General features: G+C 70.1%; 16 protein-coding genes and 2 pseudogenes. 13 read left to right on the plus strand and 5 right to left on the minus strand.

The genetic code is table 11. From position 1 onward, the window contains the following. A partial coding sequence (locus tag ABDV68_RS12445; RefSeq protein WP_343520315.1) for a class I SAM-dependent methyltransferase occupies positions 1-318 on the minus strand: 318 nt, incomplete at its 3' end. Between the two features lie 73 nt (positions 319-391). On the opposite strand from ABDV68_RS12445, the gene ABDV68_RS12450 reads away from it, so the two are divergent. The 4 genes from ABDV68_RS12450 to ABDV68_RS12465 all read left to right on the plus strand — a co-directional run bounded on the left by ABDV68_RS12450 (position 392) and on the right by ABDV68_RS12465 (position 3,195). Beyond that, the gene (locus ABDV68_RS12450) at positions 392-838 is read left to right on the plus strand and encodes a helix-turn-helix domain-containing protein (RefSeq protein ID WP_343520316.1); all 447 of its coding nucleotides are present in this window, start codon (positions 392-394) and stop codon (positions 836-838) included. A gap of 50 nt (positions 839-888) precedes the next feature. After that, positions 889-1,263 carry a BlaI/MecI/CopY family transcriptional regulator gene (locus ABDV68_RS12455; RefSeq protein WP_343520317.1) on the plus strand — a complete coding sequence of 125 codons (375 nt, stop codon included), beginning with the start codon at positions 889-891 and terminating at the stop codon, positions 1,261-1,263. Further along, a complete protein-coding gene (locus ABDV68_RS12460; RefSeq protein WP_343520318.1) occupies positions 1,263-2,768 on the plus strand; it encodes a M56 family metallopeptidase in 1,506 nt (501 codons plus the stop codon). The genes ABDV68_RS12455 and ABDV68_RS12460 overlap by 1 nt, the downstream gene beginning before the upstream one ends. A 100-nt stretch (positions 2,769-2,868) precedes the next feature. After that, on the plus strand, positions 2,869-3,195 hold the full coding sequence (locus ABDV68_RS12465; protein ID WP_343520319.1) for a UrcA family protein: 327 nt from the start codon (positions 2,869-2,871) through the stop codon (positions 3,193-3,195). A gap of 146 nt (positions 3,196-3,341) precedes the next feature. Here the strand turns inward: ABDV68_RS12465 and ABDV68_RS12470 are convergent, their stop codons facing one another. Together ABDV68_RS12470 and ABDV68_RS12475 are read right to left on the minus strand one after the other, a co-directional pair. Continuing rightward, positions 3,342-4,130: an SDR family oxidoreductase gene (locus ABDV68_RS12470; RefSeq protein WP_343520320.1), complete on the minus strand. Its 789-nt coding sequence runs from the start codon at positions 4,128-4,130 to the stop codon at positions 3,342-3,344. A 108-nt stretch (positions 4,131-4,238) separates the two neighbouring features. Next, positions 4,239-5,384: an acyl-CoA dehydrogenase family protein gene (locus ABDV68_RS12475; RefSeq protein WP_343520321.1), complete on the minus strand. Its 1,146-nt coding sequence runs from the start codon at positions 5,382-5,384 to the stop codon at positions 4,239-4,241. A gap of 168 nt (positions 5,385-5,552) precedes the next feature. Between ABDV68_RS12475 and ABDV68_RS12480 the strand changes: the two genes are divergently transcribed. Genes ABDV68_RS12480 through ABDV68_RS12490 form a run of 3 tightly spaced genes read left to right on the plus strand, consistent with a single transcriptional unit; the run spans position 5,553 to position 7,660 of the window. Next, positions 5,553-6,998, plus strand: a complete 1,446-nt coding sequence (locus ABDV68_RS12480) for an MFS transporter (protein ID WP_343520322.1) — start codon at positions 5,553-5,555, stop codon at positions 6,996-6,998. A 41-nt stretch (positions 6,999-7,039) separates the two neighbouring features. Next, positions 7,040-7,267: an AbrB/MazE/SpoVT family DNA-binding domain-containing protein gene (locus tag ABDV68_RS12485; protein WP_343520323.1), complete on the plus strand. Its 228-nt coding sequence runs from the start codon at positions 7,040-7,042 to the stop codon at positions 7,265-7,267. Positions 7,268-7,273: 6 nt separating this feature from the next. Further along, entirely contained in the window at positions 7,274-7,660 is a 387-nt protein-coding gene (locus ABDV68_RS12490; protein WP_343520324.1) for a type II toxin-antitoxin system death-on-curing family toxin, read from the plus strand. 56 nt (positions 7,661-7,716) lie between these two features. On the opposite strand, the gene ABDV68_RS12495 is transcribed toward ABDV68_RS12490, so the two are convergent. After that, the gene (locus tag ABDV68_RS12495) at positions 7,717-7,875 is read right to left on the minus strand and encodes a hypothetical protein (RefSeq protein WP_164513740.1); all 159 of its coding nucleotides are present in this window, start codon (positions 7,873-7,875) and stop codon (positions 7,717-7,719) included. Positions 7,876-8,044: 169 nt separating this feature from the next. On the opposite strand from ABDV68_RS12495, the gene ABDV68_RS12500 reads away from it, so the two are divergent. Both ABDV68_RS12500 and ABDV68_RS12505 read left to right on the plus strand, forming a co-directional pair. After that, a complete protein-coding gene (locus tag ABDV68_RS12500; protein WP_343520325.1) occupies positions 8,045-9,451 on the plus strand; it encodes a short-chain fatty acyl-CoA regulator family protein in 1,407 nt (468 codons plus the stop codon). A 295-nt stretch (positions 9,452-9,746) separates the two neighbouring features. Next, on the plus strand, positions 9,747-10,289 hold the full coding sequence (locus ABDV68_RS12505; protein ID WP_343520327.1) for a pseudouridine synthase: 543 nt from the start codon (positions 9,747-9,749) through the stop codon (positions 10,287-10,289). Here the strand turns inward: ABDV68_RS12505 and ABDV68_RS12510 are convergent. Then, positions 10,286-10,882 (minus strand): hypothetical protein, encoded by a 597-nt coding sequence (locus tag ABDV68_RS12510; protein ID WP_343520328.1) that lies wholly within the window; start codon positions 10,880-10,882, stop codon positions 10,286-10,288. The two genes, ABDV68_RS12505 and ABDV68_RS12510, sit on opposite strands and share 4 nt — an antisense overlap. A gap of 102 nt (positions 10,883-10,984) precedes the next feature. Between ABDV68_RS12510 and ABDV68_RS12515 the strand changes: the two genes are divergently transcribed. The 4 genes and pseudogenes from ABDV68_RS12515 to ABDV68_RS12530 form a co-directional block, all read left to right on the plus strand. Continuing rightward, positions 10,985-12,133 (plus strand): alpha/beta fold hydrolase, encoded by a 1,149-nt coding sequence (locus ABDV68_RS12515; protein WP_343520329.1) that lies wholly within the window; start codon positions 10,985-10,987, stop codon positions 12,131-12,133. 148 nt (positions 12,134-12,281) lie between these two features. After that, on the plus strand, positions 12,282-13,376 hold the full coding sequence (locus ABDV68_RS12520; RefSeq protein ID WP_343520330.1) for an efflux RND transporter periplasmic adaptor subunit: 1,095 nt from the start codon (positions 12,282-12,284) through the stop codon (positions 13,374-13,376). Beyond that, positions 13,376-16,480, plus strand: a pseudogene (locus ABDV68_RS12525) (efflux RND transporter permease subunit); the annotation flags it as partial. The gene ABDV68_RS12520 and the pseudogene ABDV68_RS12525, both read left to right, overlap by 1 nt. Positions 16,481-16,506: 26 nt before the next feature. Next, positions 16,507-16,629 (plus strand): annotated as a pseudogene (locus ABDV68_RS12530) (tryptophan-rich sensory protein); the annotation flags it as partial.

Here is a 16,629-nt window from a genome sequence, read left to right on the forward strand (position 1 = left end):
GACGAACGCCGCTGCGACGGCGTCGGGCTCCGCGGCGGCGCGCTCGCGGGCGCGGTCGATCATGATCTGCGACAGGTCCGCGCCGGTGCAGCTCCCGCGTCCGGCCAGCTCGCGGGCGATGGCGAGCGTGGTCGCGCCGGTGCCGCAGCCGATGTCGAGCACGCGCGCCGGCCGATGCCAGCGCACCGCGCTGACCAGCAACGCCTCGAACGGCGCGAACAGCCGGTCGAGCTGCGCCTGCATCGCCACCCAGGCCTCGCCCGCCGGGCCGTTCCACAGCTGGACCTGGTCCAGCGCCTCGATCTTCACCTCGGTCATGATCGTCCTTTCGCTTGATTCGGGAGTGGTGGAACGGCACCGTGCCACTTCAAGCCGACTTGAGGTCAAGCCCATGGGTGCGCTCGACATTGCCACCGTGGCGCGGCGCGCCGGAATCCCGGCGTCGACGCTGCGCTATTATGAGGAGCGGGGGCTGATCGCCTCGATCGGGCGGCGCGGCCTCAAGCGCGTGTTCGCGCCGGGCATCCTCGAGCGGCTGGCGCTGATCGTGCTCGGGCGGCAGGCGGGCTTCTCGCTCGACGAGATCGCGGCGATGTTCGACGCGCGCGGCATGGCGGCGATCGACCGCGACATGCTGCGCGCCAAGGCGGACGAGCTGGACGTGTTGATCCGAAGGCTGGAGGCGATGCGCGACGGGCTGCGCCACGCGGCGGCGTGCCCGGCGCCGAGCCATATGGAGTGCCCGACCTTCCGGCGCATCGTGCGCGCGGCGGCCAGCGGCGCGCTGGCGCGAGGGGCGGGAGCGGTCCCGCGGCTCCCGCGAACCCGATCAATGTAACCGGTTGCTGCTACATTTGTAGCATGCTACAAACGTAGCAGGAGGCCGAGATGATCGAGTCGTTGCCGCGCCGCGAGCGCGAGGTGTTCGAGATCCTGTGCGGGCTGGAGGAAGCGACCGCGGCGGGCGTGCGCGGCGCGATGAGCGATGCGCCGTCGGACTCGGCGGTGCGCACCTTGCTCGCCCGGCTGGTCGCCAAGGGGCTGGTCGTGCACAAATCGGTCAACCAGGCCTATGTCTATTCGCCGGCGCCGCGCGCGGAAGCGGTGGCGGAGACCGCGTTGCAGAAGCTGGTGCAGACCTTCTTCCAGGGTTCCGCGGCAAGCGCCGCGACGGCGCTGCTCGGGATGCAGCCCAAGCTCGAGCCCGACGAGATCGAGGCATTGCAACGTGTGATCGACCAAGCGCGTAGGGAGGCGGAGTGATGCTGCCATTGCTGATCGAACTGGGCTGGAAATCGGCGTTGATCGCGGGCGCGGCGCTGGTCGCCGACCGGATGCTGCGTGGCCGGCCCGCGGCGGAGCGGGTGTTCGTGCTGCGTCTGGGGATCGGGCTGCTGCTGGCGTTGCCGGCCGCGGTGTCGCTGCTGCCCCCGCTCGACCTGGCCTGGCTCCCGGCGGTGGAAGCGCCCGCCGGGGCGGCCCGCGCTGTCGCGGTTAGCGCCGCGCCGGCCGCGATATCCCCGTCGCCGGAGCCGGGGATCGACTGGGCGGCGCTGTTCTACGCCGTCGGCGCCGGGGCGGTGCTGCTGCATCTGGCGATGGGGATCGCGATCCTCACCGGGTGGACTCGCCGCGGCGCGCGGGCCGAAGACGCGGCGTGGCAGGCCGCGCTCGGGCGCGCCACCGCGCGGCTGCGGCGGCCGGTGCGGCTGCTGGTCTCGTCCGACGTCGCCACCCCGATCAGCTGGGGGATCGCCCCGGCCTGGATCCTGGTCGATCCGAGCACGCTCGCGCGGACCGCGCAGGCCGATGCCGTGCTGGCGCACGAGACCGCGCATATCCGCCGGTTCGACTGGCCGATGCTGGTCGCCGCTCGGATCGCGGCGGCGCTGTTCTGGTTCAACCCGTTGGTGTGGCTGCTCGCCCGCACGCTCGCGCGGCGCGGCGAGACCGCGGCGGACGAAGCGGCGGTGCGCGGGATCGAGCGCCCCGACTATGCCGAGGCGCTGCTGACCTTCGCTGCGGCGCGGCCGACGCGTGCCGCCGCGACCGGCATGGCGCTGTGGCCCAACGCGCTGGCCGAGCGGATCGCGCATATCGCGATGCACCGGCAGCGGCGTGGGAGCCGCGTGGTGCCGGTGGCGGCGCTGGCGTGCGCGATCGCGGTGGTCCCGCTGGCAGCGGCCAGGCTGGTGCACGCCGCGCCTGCGGAGCGATCGGTGCGCGCGGCCTCGGCGCCTCGTCCGGCGGCCGCGCCGATCGCGCGCGCTACGGCGGCGGAGCGCCCGGTGGTCGCTGGCGCTGGGAACAGCGCGGTGGCGACCGTGCCCGTGGCCGAGTCCCAGGCGGCGACCCCGCCGGCCGTGGTCGACGGTGGGCCGGCGCAAGTGCTGCAGGCCCCGATCGCCGCGCCGATGCAGGTGGCCGTTCCCGCGCCGCAAGTGGCGAGCGCGCCCCAGCCCACGCAGCAAGTGACGCGAATTGTGGGGCAGAGTGGTGCGGAGGTCGTGCGAACCGCGGACGGCGTGACCATCACCGCGCCGCCGCAGCGCGAGGAAACGCCCGAATGGGCGAAGCAAGCCGCCGCGGAGATGATGCAGGGCGCTTCCGAAATGCGGAGCGGGGCGCGCAATGTCGAGCTGACGGCGGAGCTGCCCGGGGTCGATGCCGGCCAACGCGCCGAGATCCTCAGGCAGGTAAAGCAAATGCGCGCGCAGGCCGATGACCTCGAGCGACAGGCACGCGCGCTGAGAGGGCCGGGCGGCTGATCGCGGCCTAACCCAGGGACTTCACCAAGACTGCCACGAATGCGCGGATTCCGCGCCACGGGACCGGCTTGTCCGGCGACTTCGAAAAGGGAGAGCGACGATGCGAGTGATGATCCTGATCCCGGCGCTGCTGTTCGCCGGGTGCATCGAGGGGCGGGCCGAGGCGGTGGCCGCGCGGGTGACCTATGGCGATTTGAGGCTCGACAGCCGCGAGGGGCGGGCGGTGCTGCGCCAGCGCGTCGCGGGGGCGGCGCGCGGCTATTGCGCGGCGCATGGGGCGGAGGTGACGCCGCATGCCTCACGCGCCGACCCCTATTACTGCACCGACATGCTGCGCTCATGGATCATGGGCGAGATGCGGCCCGAGGTGCGGCGGGCGTATGCGCTGGCACGGCAGGAGGCGGGGGTGAAGGGGCGGCGGCTGTAGGGGAAGGTCTGGCCAATCCTCCCCCGCCAGGGGGAGGTGGCACGCGCAGCGTGACGGAGGGGGCGGATGCCAGAACAAGCGTTGGAAGTCCGCCCCCTCCGTCGCCTTCGGCGCCACCTCCCCCTGGGCGGGGGAGGATTGGAAGTCTAAGCGTCGATGCTGCCCCCGAGCGCGGCGTTGACCAGGCCGCCATCGACCACCAGCGTGTCGCCGACGACATAATCGCTCGCGCGGCTGGCGAGGAAGATCGCGGCGCCGGCCATGTCCTCGGGCGTGCCGATGCGGCGCATCGGGATTCGCTTCGCCACCTCGTCGCCATGGTCGCGGGCGGCCTTGTTCATGTCGCTGGCGAAGGCGCCGGGGGCGAGCGACGTGACGATGATGCCGTCGCGGATCAGCCGGGCGGCCATGCGCTTGGTGAGGTAGATCAGGGCCGCCTTGGAGGCGTGGTAGCTGTAGGTCTCCCACGGGTTGAGGCGCAGGCCGTCGATCGAGGTGATGTTGATCACCTTGGACGGCGCGTCGAAGCTGGCGCGGGCCTTGAGCAGGCCGTGCAGCGCCTGAGTCAGGAAGAAGGGCGACTTGACGTTGAGGTCCATGACCTTGTCCCAGCCGCTCTCGGGGAATTCCTCGAACGCCACGCCCCAGGCGGCGCCGGCATTGTTGACGAGGATGTCGAGATGGTCCTCGCGACTGGCGAGCTCGGCGGCGAGCGCCTTGCACCCCTCGACCGTCGAGACGTCCATCGGGAGCGGGATGCAATTCGGGCCGAGCTCGGCGGCGGTCTCCTCGCACGCCGGGGCCTTGCGCGAGGAGATATAGACCCTGGCGCCCTGGGCGATGAAGCCCTCCGCGATCATCTTGCCGATGCCGCGGCTGCCGCCGGTGACGAGCGCGGTCTTGCCGGTCAGGTCGAAGAAGTTGCTGGTGTCCATCTTTCTCTCCCAAGTCGTCACCCCAGCGAAAGCTGGGGTCTTGTGCGGCAGGCCATTCGCTCCGTGGATGGAGACCCCAGCTTTCGCCGGGGTGACGGCTTGTGTCTGCTATCCCCCGCGCTTCAGCGTCTCGCGGGCGATGATGAGCTGCTGGATCTGGCTGGTGCCTTCGTAGATGCGGAACAGGCGGACGTCGCGGTAGAGCCGTTCGATGCCATAGTCCGCGATATAGCCGGCGCCGCCGAAGATCTGGACCGCGCGATCGGCGACGCGGCCGACCATCTCGGTCGCGAACAGCTTGGCGGCGGCGGATTCCAGGACGACGTCCTTGCCCTCGTCTTTCGCGGCGGCGGTTTCGAGCACGAGCGCGCGGGCGGCGAGGGCTTCGGTCTTGCTGTCGGCGAGCATCGCCTGGATCAGCTGGTGCTCGGCGATCGGCTTGCCGAACTGTTTCCGCTCCGATGCGTAGGCGACGCAGTCGGCGATCAGGCGCTCGGCGACGCCGACGCTGACCGCGCTGATGTGGAGGCGGCCGCGGTCGAGCACGCGCATCGCGATCTTGAAGCCTTCGCCCTCTTCGCCGAGCCGGTTGGCGGCGGGCACGGGCACATCGTCGAAGATCACGTCGGCGACCTTGGCGCCCTTCTGCCCCATCTTCTTCTCGGGCTCGCCGATCGACACGCCGGGCAGGTCGCGCGGGACGAGGAAGGCCGAGACGCCGCGCGCGCCGGGCGCGTCGCCGGTGCGCGCCATCACGGTGAAGAGCGAGGCCTTGTCGGCATTGGTGATGAAGCGCTTGGTGCCGGAGAGGCGGTAGACCTCCCCATCCCTCACGGCGCGGGCCTTCACCGCGCCGCTGTCCGAACCCACATCGGGTTCGGTGAGCGCGAAGCTGGTGACGATCTCGCCGCTGGCGATGCGCGGGAGCCACTGCGCCTTCTGTTCGGGTGTGCCGGCCATGACCAGGCCCTGCGAGCCGATGCCGACATTGGTGCCGAAGGTGGAGCGGAAGGCCGGGGTGGTGCGGCCCATCTCGATCGCCACGCGGCATTCCTCGAGCATGGTCAGGCCGAGCCCGCCATATTCCTCGGCGATCGACAGGCCGAACAGGCCGAGCGCCTTCATCTCCTCGACAAGGTCGTCGGGGACGGCGTCGGCGGCCTCGACCTCGGCCTCGAGCGGGCGCAGCCGCCCGGCCACGAAGCGGCGTACCGTATCGAGCAAGGCATCGAAGGTTTCGGCGTCGAGCGCCATGCGATCCTCCCCTGAAGATGCCCCAGCTATAGCGACTGAGCGGAGGTTCGCAACATACCCTGATTTTGAAAATCGACGGATTGACGCGGCGACGGGCCTCAATATGCTGACCCGAAACCGCAAAAAACGGCGTGCACGATGCGGACCGGCAGCGGGGGAGAGCAAGCGATGAGCGGCATGGCGCAAGGCGCGGCGACCCCGCAGGCGCGGCGGATCGGCAAGCAGTCGATGCTCGCATACGGCTTCGGCGCGGTCGCCTATGGCGTCAAGGACGCCGGCTTCCAGACCTTCCTGCTGCTGTTCTACAACCAGGTGATCGGGTTGCCCGCGGTGCAGGTCGGCGCGGCGATCATGGCGGCCTTGATCCTCGACGCGATGATCGATCCGGTGATCGGCGCGGCGTCGGACCGCACGCGCAGCCGCTGGGGCCGGCGGCATCCGTGGATGTACGCCTCGGCGATCCCGATCGCGGTCGGCTGGCTGCTGCTGTGGAACCCGCCCGAGCTGCCCAACGCGGCGATGCTCGGCTGGGTGTTCGCCACTGCGGTGATCGTGCGCACCGCGGTGTCGGCGTACGAGGTGCCGTCGGTCGCGCTGACCCCCGAGCTGACCGCCGACTATGACGAGCGCACGCGGATCATGGCCTATCGCTATCTGTTCGGCTGGGCCGGCGGACTCGCGATGCTGGTCGCGGCGTACACGCTGTTCCTGGTGCCGGGCGAGGGGCAGCCCAACGGCCTGCTCAACCGCGAGGGCTACGGGCTGTTCGCCGCGGTGGGCGGGGCGGCGATGGCGGGGGCGATCCTGATCTCCGCGCTCGGCACGCACCACGAGATCGCGCGGCTGCCGCGCCCCGAGATCGAGAAGACGACGGTGGGCCAGGCGTTCCGCGAGCTGGTCGAGACCGTGCGCAACCGCGCCTTCGCGCTGCTGATGCTCGCCGGGCTGTGCGCCTATTCGGCGCAGGGGATCGGGTTCGCGCTGTCCAACTATCTCTACACCTTCGTGTGGCTGTTCCCGACCTCGGCCTTCATGCTGCTCGGCGCGGTGCTGTTCGCGGGGGTGCTGGCGGCGTTCTTCATGGCGCCGCGGGTCGCGAGGCGCTGGGGCAAGCGCAAGGCGGCGACGGTGTTCATGATCGCGGCGCCGGTGCTGCTCGGTCTGCCCTATTGGCTGCGGCTCGCCGGCCTGTTCCCCGAGCCGGGCGACCCGGCGATGCTGCCGGTGCTGTTCGGCATCTACATCGTCAACACCGCGTGCAGCGTCTCCGTGTTCATGCTCGGCGGGTCGATGATGGCCGATGTGGTCGAGCAGTCCGAGGCGCGAACCGGACGGCGGTCCGAAGGCGTGTTCTTCGCCGGTTCGTTCTTCGTGCAGAAATGCACCAGCGGCGTCGGCATCGGCCTTGCCGGGCTGATCCTGTGGGTCGCGGGCTTCCCGGACGGCGCCAAGCCGGGGCAAGTGCCGGCGGTGACGGTCGACCGGCTGACGATCGCGTTCACGCTCTGCTACTTGGTGCTCGGCTGGGGCGCGGCGTGGTTCTATTCGCGCTTCCCGTTCGGCAAGGCCGAGCACGACGCGCGGATCGCGGCAGGCAGTGCCGCGTCAGACTGACGCCGGTTGGATGGCATGGCGAACCGTGTTATAACATTCGTATGAACAAGCCGCTGAAGCTCATCAAGATCGGCAACTCGACCGGCGTGATCCTGCCCAAGGAGGTGCTCGCGCGCCTGCGCGTGGCGCTTGGCGATGAGGTTTTCCTGTCCGAAGCGCCGACCGGGTTCACCCTCTCGGCACACAATGCCGAGTTCGCTGAGGCGATGACAGCGGCAGAAGAGATCATGCGCGAGGATCGCGATATTCTAGCTGTGCTGGCTCGCTGATCTTTTGTGGCCGAATACAGGTTGCTTGACGCGGAGATCGCGATGGCGATCCACGATCGGCAGCTTGCCGAGCATGGCGGGCTGGCCGGCGTCAAGGATACTGGGCTGCTCGAATCGGCAATGGCCCGGCCATTGAACAAGCTGGCCTATGGCGAGGATGATCCATTCGCGCTGGCGGCCGCCTATGCCTATGGCGTTGCCCGGAACCACCCGTTCGCTGACGGTAGCAAGCGAACAGCGTGGGTGCTGGCGCGCCTGTTTCTTCGATTGAACGACATCCCGATCGCTTTCGATAAGGCGGACGCGATTCGCACCATGCTTGCCCTAGCAGCGGGTGAGATGAGCGAAGATGCGTTCGCGGCCTGGCTTCGCGCTCACCACGATCCCCAATGACGCAAATGCCCGCCGGGTTTCCCCGGCGGGCATCGTCCTCCCCAGGACGCGTGGCGTCAGCCGAGACGGCCGAGGCGATGGTAGAGATTGGCGAACTGGACCGAGCGCGGGTCGTCGGCGATCTTGCGCGTATAGTCGGCGACGGCTTCCTTGAGCAGCGCGAAGTCGGCGGTCGAGAAGACCGGGCGGGCGCTGGCGGGTTCGGGGGTCTTCATCGGTGATACTCCTGTAAAGTTCGTGCATCCTGTGTGACTCCTGATTGGCGGGTTTTGCAGGCCTGGCCTGTTTTCCGCGTGGTCACGCTGTGATTGGCGCGTGACATATGTTTCGATACATTGTAAAAAATTGACAGACTGATCTGACCGCGATGGGGGCGTGTTGAATATGGCGGAGCGCAAGCTGTTCGCGGGGCATGCGGTGCGGCGGCTGCGGCGCGGGCAGGGGCTGACCCAGGCGGCGATGGCGGAGATGCTGGGCGTCTCGGCGAGCTATCTCAACCTGGTCGAGCGCAACCAGCGGCCGCTGTCGGCGACCTTGCTGCTCGGCCTCGCGCAGACGTTCGACTTCGACCCGCGCGCGCTGGCGGCGGGCGAGCCGGGCGGGGGCGAGGAGGCGATGCGGCGGCGGCTGGCCGATCCGCTGTTCGCCGATATCGAGATCGACCGCGCCGAGCTGACCGAATGGCTGGCGGGCGCACCGGGCGGGGCGGAGGCGTTCGCGCGCGCCTATGACCGCGGCGCGGGCGGCGGCGCGGCGTTGCCGGGCGAGGGCGAGGATCCGGGCATGGCGGTGCGGCGCGAGGTCGAGCGCTGGCGCAACCACTTCGCCGATCTCGACGCCGCCGCCGAGGCGCTGGCCGACGAACTGCGCATCGCGTCGAGCGACCCGTTCGGGGCGATGGCCGAGCGGCTGCGGGTCAAGCACCAGCTGGCGATCCGGGTGCTGCCGATCGAGGTGCTGTCCGGACTGCGCACGCGCCTCGACCTGCACGCGCGGCAGCTCCAGCTGTCCGAGGCGCTCGACCCGCCGAGCCGGGTGTTCGCGCTGGGGCGGCATCTGGCGGTCGAGGCGCGAAACGAGATCGACGCGCTGGTGCGCGGCGCGGGGTTTGCCGATCGGGTGGCGGAGCGGCTCTACCGGCGGCATCTGGTCGGCTATTTCGCAGCGGCGGCGATGATGCCCTATGCCCGCTTCCTGCGGGCGTGCGAGGCGACGGGATACGACCTCGAGCTGCTGCGGCGGCGGTTCGGGGCGAGCGCCGAGCAGGTCGCGCATCGGCTGACCACGCTGCAGCGGGTGGGCGCCCGCGGGCTGCCGTTCTTCATGCTGCGCATCGACCGCGCGGGGCAGGTGTCGAAGCGCTTCGCCGGGGCGAGCGGGTCGCCCCTGGTGGAATCACTGGTGCCGTGCCCGCTGCTCGACGCCTATGCCGCGTTCCAGCGCGCCGACGAGCGCGTGGTGCAGCTGGTCGAGCTCGAGGATCCCGGATCGGGGTCCGGGACAGGCGGCTCGCGCTGGTTCACTTCGTCACGCTGCGTGTCGCCGCCGGGCGGCTGGGCAGGGGCGGTCAAGGCGCGGTTCGTGGTGACGCTGGGGTTGGCGGCTGAGGCGGCGAAGGGTCTGGCGGCGGCGCGCGGGCTCGATTTCGGCGGGGAGGCGACGCCGGTGGGGCTGGGGTGCCGCGCCTGCACGCGCGAATGCCCGCAGCGGAGCGCTGCGCCGGCCGGACGGGCGATGCTGGTCAACGAACGCGAGGCGGGGGTGTCGCCGTTCGGGTTCGCGGGGGACTAGGCAAGCCCGATCAGCTTAAGAATGAAGTGGTTCACGCAAGGGCGCAAAGGCGCGAAGACGTTCGGGTTCGCGCGGGTGCAGAGAGGGCAGAGGCGTGGTCCTGCCGCGTTAGCGGCCTCATTCCTGTCTACATCGCATGCCAAAGCGTCGGCGATGGCGGGCGCTTCGCGCCGGACCAATATCTGTCTGCGTTCTCTGCGCCTCTGCGCGAACCACGGTCTTCTCTTCGCGCCTTTGCGCCTTCGCGTGAACTATTTCCTGTCTCCTTTGGCGGAACGCGGATACGGCATGGGACGTGCCGCGCCTGATCCTGTTCAACAAGCCCTATGACGTGCTGTGCCAGTTCACCGACAAGGGCACCGACACGCCGCGCGCGACGCTGTCGGATTTCATCGACGTGCCGGGCGTGTATCCGGCGGGGCGGCTCGACCGCGACAGCGAGGGGCTGGTGCTGCTGACCGATGACGGGCGACTGCAGGCGCGGATCGCCGACCCGCGCTTCAAGCTCGACAAGACCTATTGGGTGCAGGTCGAGGGCGAGCCCGATGCGGCGGCGCTCGAAGCGTTGCGGCGCGGGGTGAGGCTCAATGACGGGATGACACGGCCGGCCGGGGCCGAGCGGATCGATCCGCCCGAACTGTGGCCGCGCGATCCGCCGGTGCGCTTTCGCAAGAGCGTGCCCGATTGCTGGATCGCGCTGACGCTGCGCGAAGGGCGCAACCGCCAGGTGCGGCGCATGACCGCGGCGGTGGGGCATCCGACCTTGCGGCTGGTACGCCGGCGGGTGGGCGAATGGCGGCTCGACGGGCTGGCGCCGGGGGCTTGGCGCGACGCCTAGCGGTTCTCCGGTGCGGACCTGCGCCGCCAGTCCGCATCGGGCAGCGCGGCGGCGGGAACATGCCGCGCGACCACGGCGTGGAAGATCGGCGCGAGACGCGCGCCGATCGGATCGCCCGCGTTCAAGTCGCGCTCGATCCGCCAGTTGGGCGCCTGTGCCCGGAACGCGATCAGGGTGCCGTCGAGCACGCCGTGCTGCCCGCGGTCGCGGCGCAGCACGATGTCGGCCGGCGGGACCGTGAACGGAGCGACCTGCGCGGCGATCCGCGCATAGTCCGCGCGCGGCAGCGGCGCGGTCCAGCGGCCGATCACATCGTAGCGGTTGCACGTCATCTGTCGGCGCAGGCGGACGATATCGAGCGTGGCTTCGCTTCGCTCGTTGCGGCGCGAGAGCCGCACGACCCAGGCCTCGCCCGGATATTCGCGCATGGGCGAGGCGGCGAACTCGATTCCGAAGACATGGGGGCTCAGCGGCGGCAGCGCGGCGGACTCGATCGCGGGCGGAAGCGGCTGGCGCGGGCAGGATGCCGCGGCCGGCGGGGCGCCGGCGAGATGCAAGGCCAGCGGGAGGATCGACAGCGCGAAACCAGGCATCTCTTGTCCCCTTTGCCAATGGATGGCCCTGCAGGCGATCGCTGGCAATCGGTTCGATTTACGGCGGTTCCGTTTCGTCTGCGAGTCTGATATCAGAAGGGCATGCGTGGTGTGTTTGGTATCCTGACTCACCTGTCGACGGCGGCGCTCCTGGTGCTGCCGGGCGTCGCGTCGGCGCAGCGTGCGCCGCGTCCCGGAACCCTTGTCTCCGCCCAGCCGGTGAGCAGTGCGCCGGCGGGCATGCGCGCGTGGCGCGTGAACTATTGGACGATGAGCGACCGCAACCAGCCGATCCGCGTGACCGGCATGGTGATCGCCCCCGACGGCCGCGCGGGCGGTTCCCCGCGTCCGGTGATCGCCTGGACGCATGGCCTGGTCGGCATCTCGGACCGCTGCGCGCCGTCGCTGGGCGACGGCAACTTCACCGTCATCCCCGGGCTGCAGGACGCGATCCGGCGCGGCTATACCGTGGTCGCGCCCGATTATCCGGGGCTGGGCTCCGACGGCGTGCACCCCGCGCTGGTCGGCCAGAGCGAGGGCCGCTCGACGCTCGACGCAGTGCGCGCGGCGCGGAGCATCCCGCAGGCCAATGCCGGGACGCGCTACGCGGTGTGGGGGGAATCGCAGGGCGGGCACGCCGCGCTGTGGACCGGCCAGATCTCGTCGAGCTACGCCCCCGACCTGCAGCTCACCGGGATCGCGGCGATCGTCCCGCCGACCGATCTCGCGCGCAACTTCGCCGAGGGCAGCGACCTGCGCGTGCGGGCATTGCTCACCGCCTACACGGGAACGAGCTGGTCGCGGCACTACGGCGCGCCGATGTCGGACCTGGGCTCGCGCTCGGTGCAGAATGTGATGACCCGGCTGGCCGACAATAATTGCGTGCAGTTCAACGCCAAGCCCAAGCTCGGCACGATCATCGGCATCGCCATCGCGCAGCGCGCGATCCGCAACCTCGACTTGAGCAAGAAGCAGCCCTGGGGCCGGCTGATGCGCGAGAACAGCCCGTCGCCCGCCGCGATCCCGGTTCCGGTGCTGATCGCGACCGGCGACAAGGACGTGATCGTCGCGCCCGCGGTGGTGCGCGACTTCGCGCAGCGCGCGTGCCGGCAGGGCAAGACCGTGCGCTTCATGTGGATACCGGGCGGCGAGCACGCCACGGTGGCGCGGACCGAGGCGCGCGAGACGCTCGACTGGATCGACGCGCGCTTTGCGGGACGGCCGGCGCCGAGCGATTGCCGCGGGCTGTAGCAGCCCCGGGGGCAAGCCGTTAGAATGTAGCGGGGATGTGCGGCGGTTCGTGTTTCCGCTGCGATGCACAAGGCTTGACACACTTTTGCGACAAATTCGTGTGACAAGCTTGCCTTCCCTCCCCGGTATACATAGCGCGCTTACTCACATGCGAACGATTCTTACACTTGCCGTGGCCGCGGCGATGCTTTCAGCCTGTGGCGGCGGCGACGCCGCCGAGAAGAAGGGACGTCAGGCGCCGCTGGTGACGCTGGCGCCGGTGCAGCCCGCGCGCTTCGTCGAGCGGATCGACGCCGTGGGCACGGCGCGCGCGAACGAGCAGGTGACGCTGACCGCGCCGGTGACTCAGCGCATCGTGCGGCTCAATTTCGACGACGGCGCCTATGTCAGCAAGGGCCAGGTGATCGCGGTGCTCGAGGCGGGGACGCAGAACGCCCAGCTCGCCCAGGCGCAGGCGCGGGCGCGCGAGGCGCACCAGCAGCTCGAGCGGCTCGAGGAACTGAAGGCGCGGGGCTTCGCGACGCGCAGCGCGGTCGACGCGCAGGTCGCGCTGGCCGGCGCCGCCCGTGGCGAGGCGGCCGAGGCACGCGCGGGGATCGCCGACCGTATCGTGCGCGCGCCGTTCGGCGGCTGGGTCTCGCTGCGCAACATCTCGGCCGGTGCGGTGGTGACCGCCGGCACCGAGATCGTGACGGTGAGCGACGTGAGCCGCATCAAGCTCGACTTCGCGGTGCCCGAGACGCTGCTGGCGCAGCTCAAGCCCGGACAGCCGATCGTGGCGGTCGCCGCGGCCTATCCCGACCAGCCGTTCCGCGGCACGATCGACACGATCGATCCGGTGCTCAACCCGCAGACGCGCGCCGCGACGGTGCGCGCGGTGCTGGCCAATGGCGATCGCAAGCTCAAGCCCGGCATGCTGCTGACCGTGGCGATCGAGGCGCAGGCGCGGACCTCGCCCGCGGTGCCCGAGCTGGCGATCGTCGGCGAGGGCGAGAAGAGCTTCGTGTTCACGATCGAGAACGGCAAGGCCAAGCGGCTGCCGGTGCGCACCGGGCTGCGCCAGGGCGGGCTGGTCGAGATCGTCGAGGGGCTGCGGCCCGGCCAGCGCGTGGTGACCGAGGGTGTGGTGAAGATCGCCGAGGGCCAGACGGTGCGCACCGGCCCCGCCGGCAATGCCCGGCCCAAGGGCGAGGCATCGCGTGAGCCGGCGCCCAAGGCGGCCGCGCCGGGTAAGGCCGGCTGATGCAGCTTTCCGACGTCTCGGTCCGGCGGCCCGTCTTCGCGGCGGTGCTCGCGATCCTGCTGACGATCGTCGGCGTGGTCGGGTTCCTGAGCCTGTCGGTGCGTGAGTATCCCGACACCGACCCGCCGGTGGTGTCGGTCGAGACCGTCTATACCGGCGCCGCGGCGAGCGTGGTCGAGGCGCGCATCACCCAGCCGATCGAGGAAGTGCTGTCGGGCATCGAGGGGATCGAGACGATCACCTCGCGCTCGCGCGACGGCTCGTCCGACATCTCGATCGAGTTCCGCCCGGGCCGCGACATCGACGCCGCCGCCAACGACGTGCGCGACCGCATCGGCAGCGTGACCGAGGACTTGCCCGAGGAGGCGCTGGCGCCTGAGGTGCGCAAGGTCGATGCGGACAGCTCGCCGATCATGTTCCTGGTGATCTCGCGGCCGGGCTGGGACCGGCTGCAGCTGTCCGACTATGTCGACCGCAACCTGGTCGACCGGTTCAGCACGATCGACGGCGTGGCGCGCGTCTTCGTGGGCGGCGAGGCGCGTCCGTCGATGCGCATCTGGCTCGACGCGACCAAGCTCGCGGCGTTCGCGCTGACCCCGGCGGACGTCGAAACCGCGCTGCGCAACCAGAATGTCGAGCTGCCCGCCGGGCGCATCGAGTCGCAGCAGCAGAATGTCACGCTGCGCGTCGACCGCCCGTTCGGCACCGCCGAGAGCTTCGCCGGGCTGGTCGTCGGGCGCGGGCCGGACGGCTATCTGGTGCGGCTGGGCGACGTCGCCAAGGTCGAGCAGGGCGCGGAGAACCCCTACAGCTCGTTCCGCCTCAACGGCCAGCCGGCGGTCGGCCTGGGCGTGGTGCGCCAGTCGGGCGCCAATACGCTCGCGGTGGCGGACGCCGCCAAGCGGACGATGGAGGAGCTGCGCCCGTCGCTGCCCGAGGGCATGACGGTGACCATCGGATCGGACGATTCGCAGTTCATCGGCCGCGCGATCGACGGCGTGTGGCACACGCTGGCCGAGGCGGCGGTGCTGGTGGTGCTGGTGATCTTCCTGTTCCTGGGATCGTGGCGCGCGACGCTGATCCCGGCGGTGACGGTGCCGATCTGCCTGCTCGGCGCGTTCGCGGTGCTGTGGCTGTTCGGCTTCTCGATCAACCTGCTGACCTTGCTCGCGCTGGTGCTGGCGATCGGCCTGGTAGTCGACGACGCGATCGTCGTGCTCGAGAATGTCTATCACCGCATCGAGGAAGGCGAGCCGCCGCTGGTCGCCGCGTTCAAGGGCACGCGGCAGGTCGGCTTCGCGGTGATCTCGACCACCTTGGTGGTGTGCGCGGTGTTCGTGCCGATCTGCTTCCTCGCCGGCCAGACCGGCCTCTTGTTCCGCGAGCTCGCGGTGGCGATGATCGGCGCGGTCGCCTTCTCCGGCTTCCTTGCGCTCAGCCTGACGCCGATGCTGTGCTCGAAGATGCTCAAGAAGCAGGAGCGCGGGCGCTTCACCGGCTGGATCGACGACCAGTTCCAGAAGCTGGAGAATTTCTACGGGCGCTGGCTCGACCGGGCGATCAACCGGCCGCTGATCCCGATGATCGGTGTCGTGCTGTTCCTTGGCGTCGCGATCGGCGGGTTCCTGACGCTCCAGGCCGAGCTGGTGCCGGCCGAGGACCAGGGCGTGGCGCAGGTGCAGCTGACCGCGCCCGAGGGCACCGGCTTCGACCAGATGGACCGCTACATGATCGACACGCAGGCCAAGCTGCTGCCGATGCTCGACGGCGGAAACGGCGCGGTGCGGTCGATCATCACGCGCACGCCGGGCGGGTTCGGCGCGAGCGACGACTTCAACAACGGCGCCTTCACGATCTTCCTCAAGCCGTGGGAGGACCGCGAGATCACCACCCAGCAGGTGGCGCAGCAGATCAACCGCATCCTCGCCGAGGAGCCGGCGGTGCGCGGGAACGCGCAGGTGCGCTCGGCGCTGGGACGCGGACGCGGCCAGCCGATTGGTTTCGTGATCGCGGGCAACACCTATGAGGAGCTGGCGCGCGCCCGCGACCGCATCCTGGCGGCGGCGGCGGACAATCCCGGCATCGTCAACCTCGATTCCGATTACAAGGAAACCAAGCCGCAGCTGCGCGTGGAGGTCGACACGACGCGCGCGGGCGACCTCGGCGTGTCGGTCAACGACGTCAGCCAGGCGCTGCAGACGCTGCTCGGCTCGCGTCGCGTCTCGACCTATGTCGACCGCGGCGAGGAATATCGCGTGATCGTGCAGGCCGATGTCGCGGGCCGCTCGACGCTCGCCAACCTCGCCGGCATCTATGTCCGCGCGCGCGACGGCGGGCTGGTGCCGCTGTCGAACCTGGTGACGACGCGCGAAGTGTCCGGCCCGCGCGACCTCGGCCGCTACAACAAGCTGCGCGCGATCACGCTGTCGGGCGGCCTCGCCCCCGGCTATTCGCTGGGCGAGGCGCTGACCTTCCTGCAGCAGCAGGCGGCGGCATCGCCCGAGGTGATCGCGGTGGGCTATCGCGGCGAGAGCCAGGCGTTCGTCGAGACCGGCGGGTCGATCCTCCTCGTCTTCGCGCTGACGATCGTGATCGTCTATCTGGTGCTCGCCGCGCAGTTCGAGAGCTTCGTGCACCCCGGCGTGATCATCATGACCGTGCCGCTGGCGGTGGCGGGCGGCATGCTCGGGCTCGCGCTGATGGGCAAGACGCTCAACCTCTACAGTCAGGTCGGCATCGTCATGCTGGTCGGCCTCGCGGCGAAGAACGGCATCCTGATCGTTGAGTTCGCCAACCAGCTGCGCGACGAGGGCAAGGCGATCGGCGAGGCGATCCGCATGGCCTCGGCACGACGCCTGCGCGCGATCCTGATGACCTCGATCGCGACCGCGGCGGGCGCGGTACCGCTGATGATCGCGAGCGGCGCGGGCGCCGCCGCGCGCCAGTCGATCGGCGTGGTCATCGTGTTCGGCGTCATCCTGGCGACGCTGATCACCCTGTTCCTGATCCCGATCCTCTACAGCAGGCTTGCGAAGTGGACCGGTTCGCCCCAAGCAGTGAGCCGCAAGCTGGATGCGGCGATGGGAGCGCCGCAACCGGCGGAGTGTAGGTCGCCGCTAGTGGGTCCAGGATGGAGATCGCGTCCAAGGGTCAGTTGCGCCTCGCCTATCTGCGCTGGGCGATCGTCACCGTGCCGTTCGTCGTGCTGCTGGGCTTCGCCTCGGGACGGCTGTTCCCGAGCGGCGAGGCCAAC

Origin of the sequence: Sphingomonas sp. (assembly GCF_039595165.1) — a bacterium.
GTDB lineage: Bacteria > Pseudomonadota > Alphaproteobacteria > Sphingomonadales > Sphingomonadaceae > Sphingomonas.

Excerpts from the sequence above, each read along its gene's own strand:
- ABDV68_RS12450 (WP_343520316.1), top strand. The coding sequence starts at position 392 with ATGGGTGCGCTCGACATTGCCACCGTGGCGCGGCGCGCCGGAATCCCG.
- ABDV68_RS12455 (WP_343520317.1), top strand. The coding sequence starts at position 889 with ATGATCGAGTCGTTGCCGCGCCGCGAGCGCGAGGTGTTCGAGATCCTG.
- ABDV68_RS12460 (WP_343520318.1), top strand. The coding sequence starts at position 1,263 with ATGCTGCCATTGCTGATCGAACTGGGCTGGAAATCGGCGTTGATCGCG.
- ABDV68_RS12465 (WP_343520319.1), top strand. The coding sequence starts at position 2,869 with ATGCGAGTGATGATCCTGATCCCGGCGCTGCTGTTCGCCGGGTGCATC.
- ABDV68_RS12470 (WP_343520320.1), bottom strand. The coding sequence starts at position 4,130 with ATGGACACCAGCAACTTCTTCGACCTGACCGGCAAGACCGCGCTCGTC.
- ABDV68_RS12475 (WP_343520321.1), bottom strand. The coding sequence starts at position 5,384 with ATGGCGCTCGACGCCGAAACCTTCGATGCCTTGCTCGATACGGTACGC.
- ABDV68_RS12480 (WP_343520322.1), top strand. The coding sequence starts at position 5,553 with ATGAGCGGCATGGCGCAAGGCGCGGCGACCCCGCAGGCGCGGCGGATC.
- ABDV68_RS12485 (WP_343520323.1), top strand. The coding sequence starts at position 7,040 with ATGAACAAGCCGCTGAAGCTCATCAAGATCGGCAACTCGACCGGCGTG.
- ABDV68_RS12495 (WP_164513740.1), bottom strand. The coding sequence starts at position 7,875 with ATGAAGACCCCCGAACCCGCCAGCGCCCGCCCGGTCTTCTCGACCGCC.
- ABDV68_RS12500 (WP_343520325.1), top strand. The coding sequence starts at position 8,045 with ATGGCGGAGCGCAAGCTGTTCGCGGGGCATGCGGTGCGGCGGCTGCGG.
- ABDV68_RS12510 (WP_343520328.1), bottom strand. The coding sequence starts at position 10,882 with ATGCCTGGTTTCGCGCTGTCGATCCTCCCGCTGGCCTTGCATCTCGCC.
- ABDV68_RS12515 (WP_343520329.1), top strand. The coding sequence starts at position 10,985 with ATGCGTGGTGTGTTTGGTATCCTGACTCACCTGTCGACGGCGGCGCTC.
- ABDV68_RS12520 (WP_343520330.1), top strand. The coding sequence starts at position 12,282 with ATGCGAACGATTCTTACACTTGCCGTGGCCGCGGCGATGCTTTCAGCC.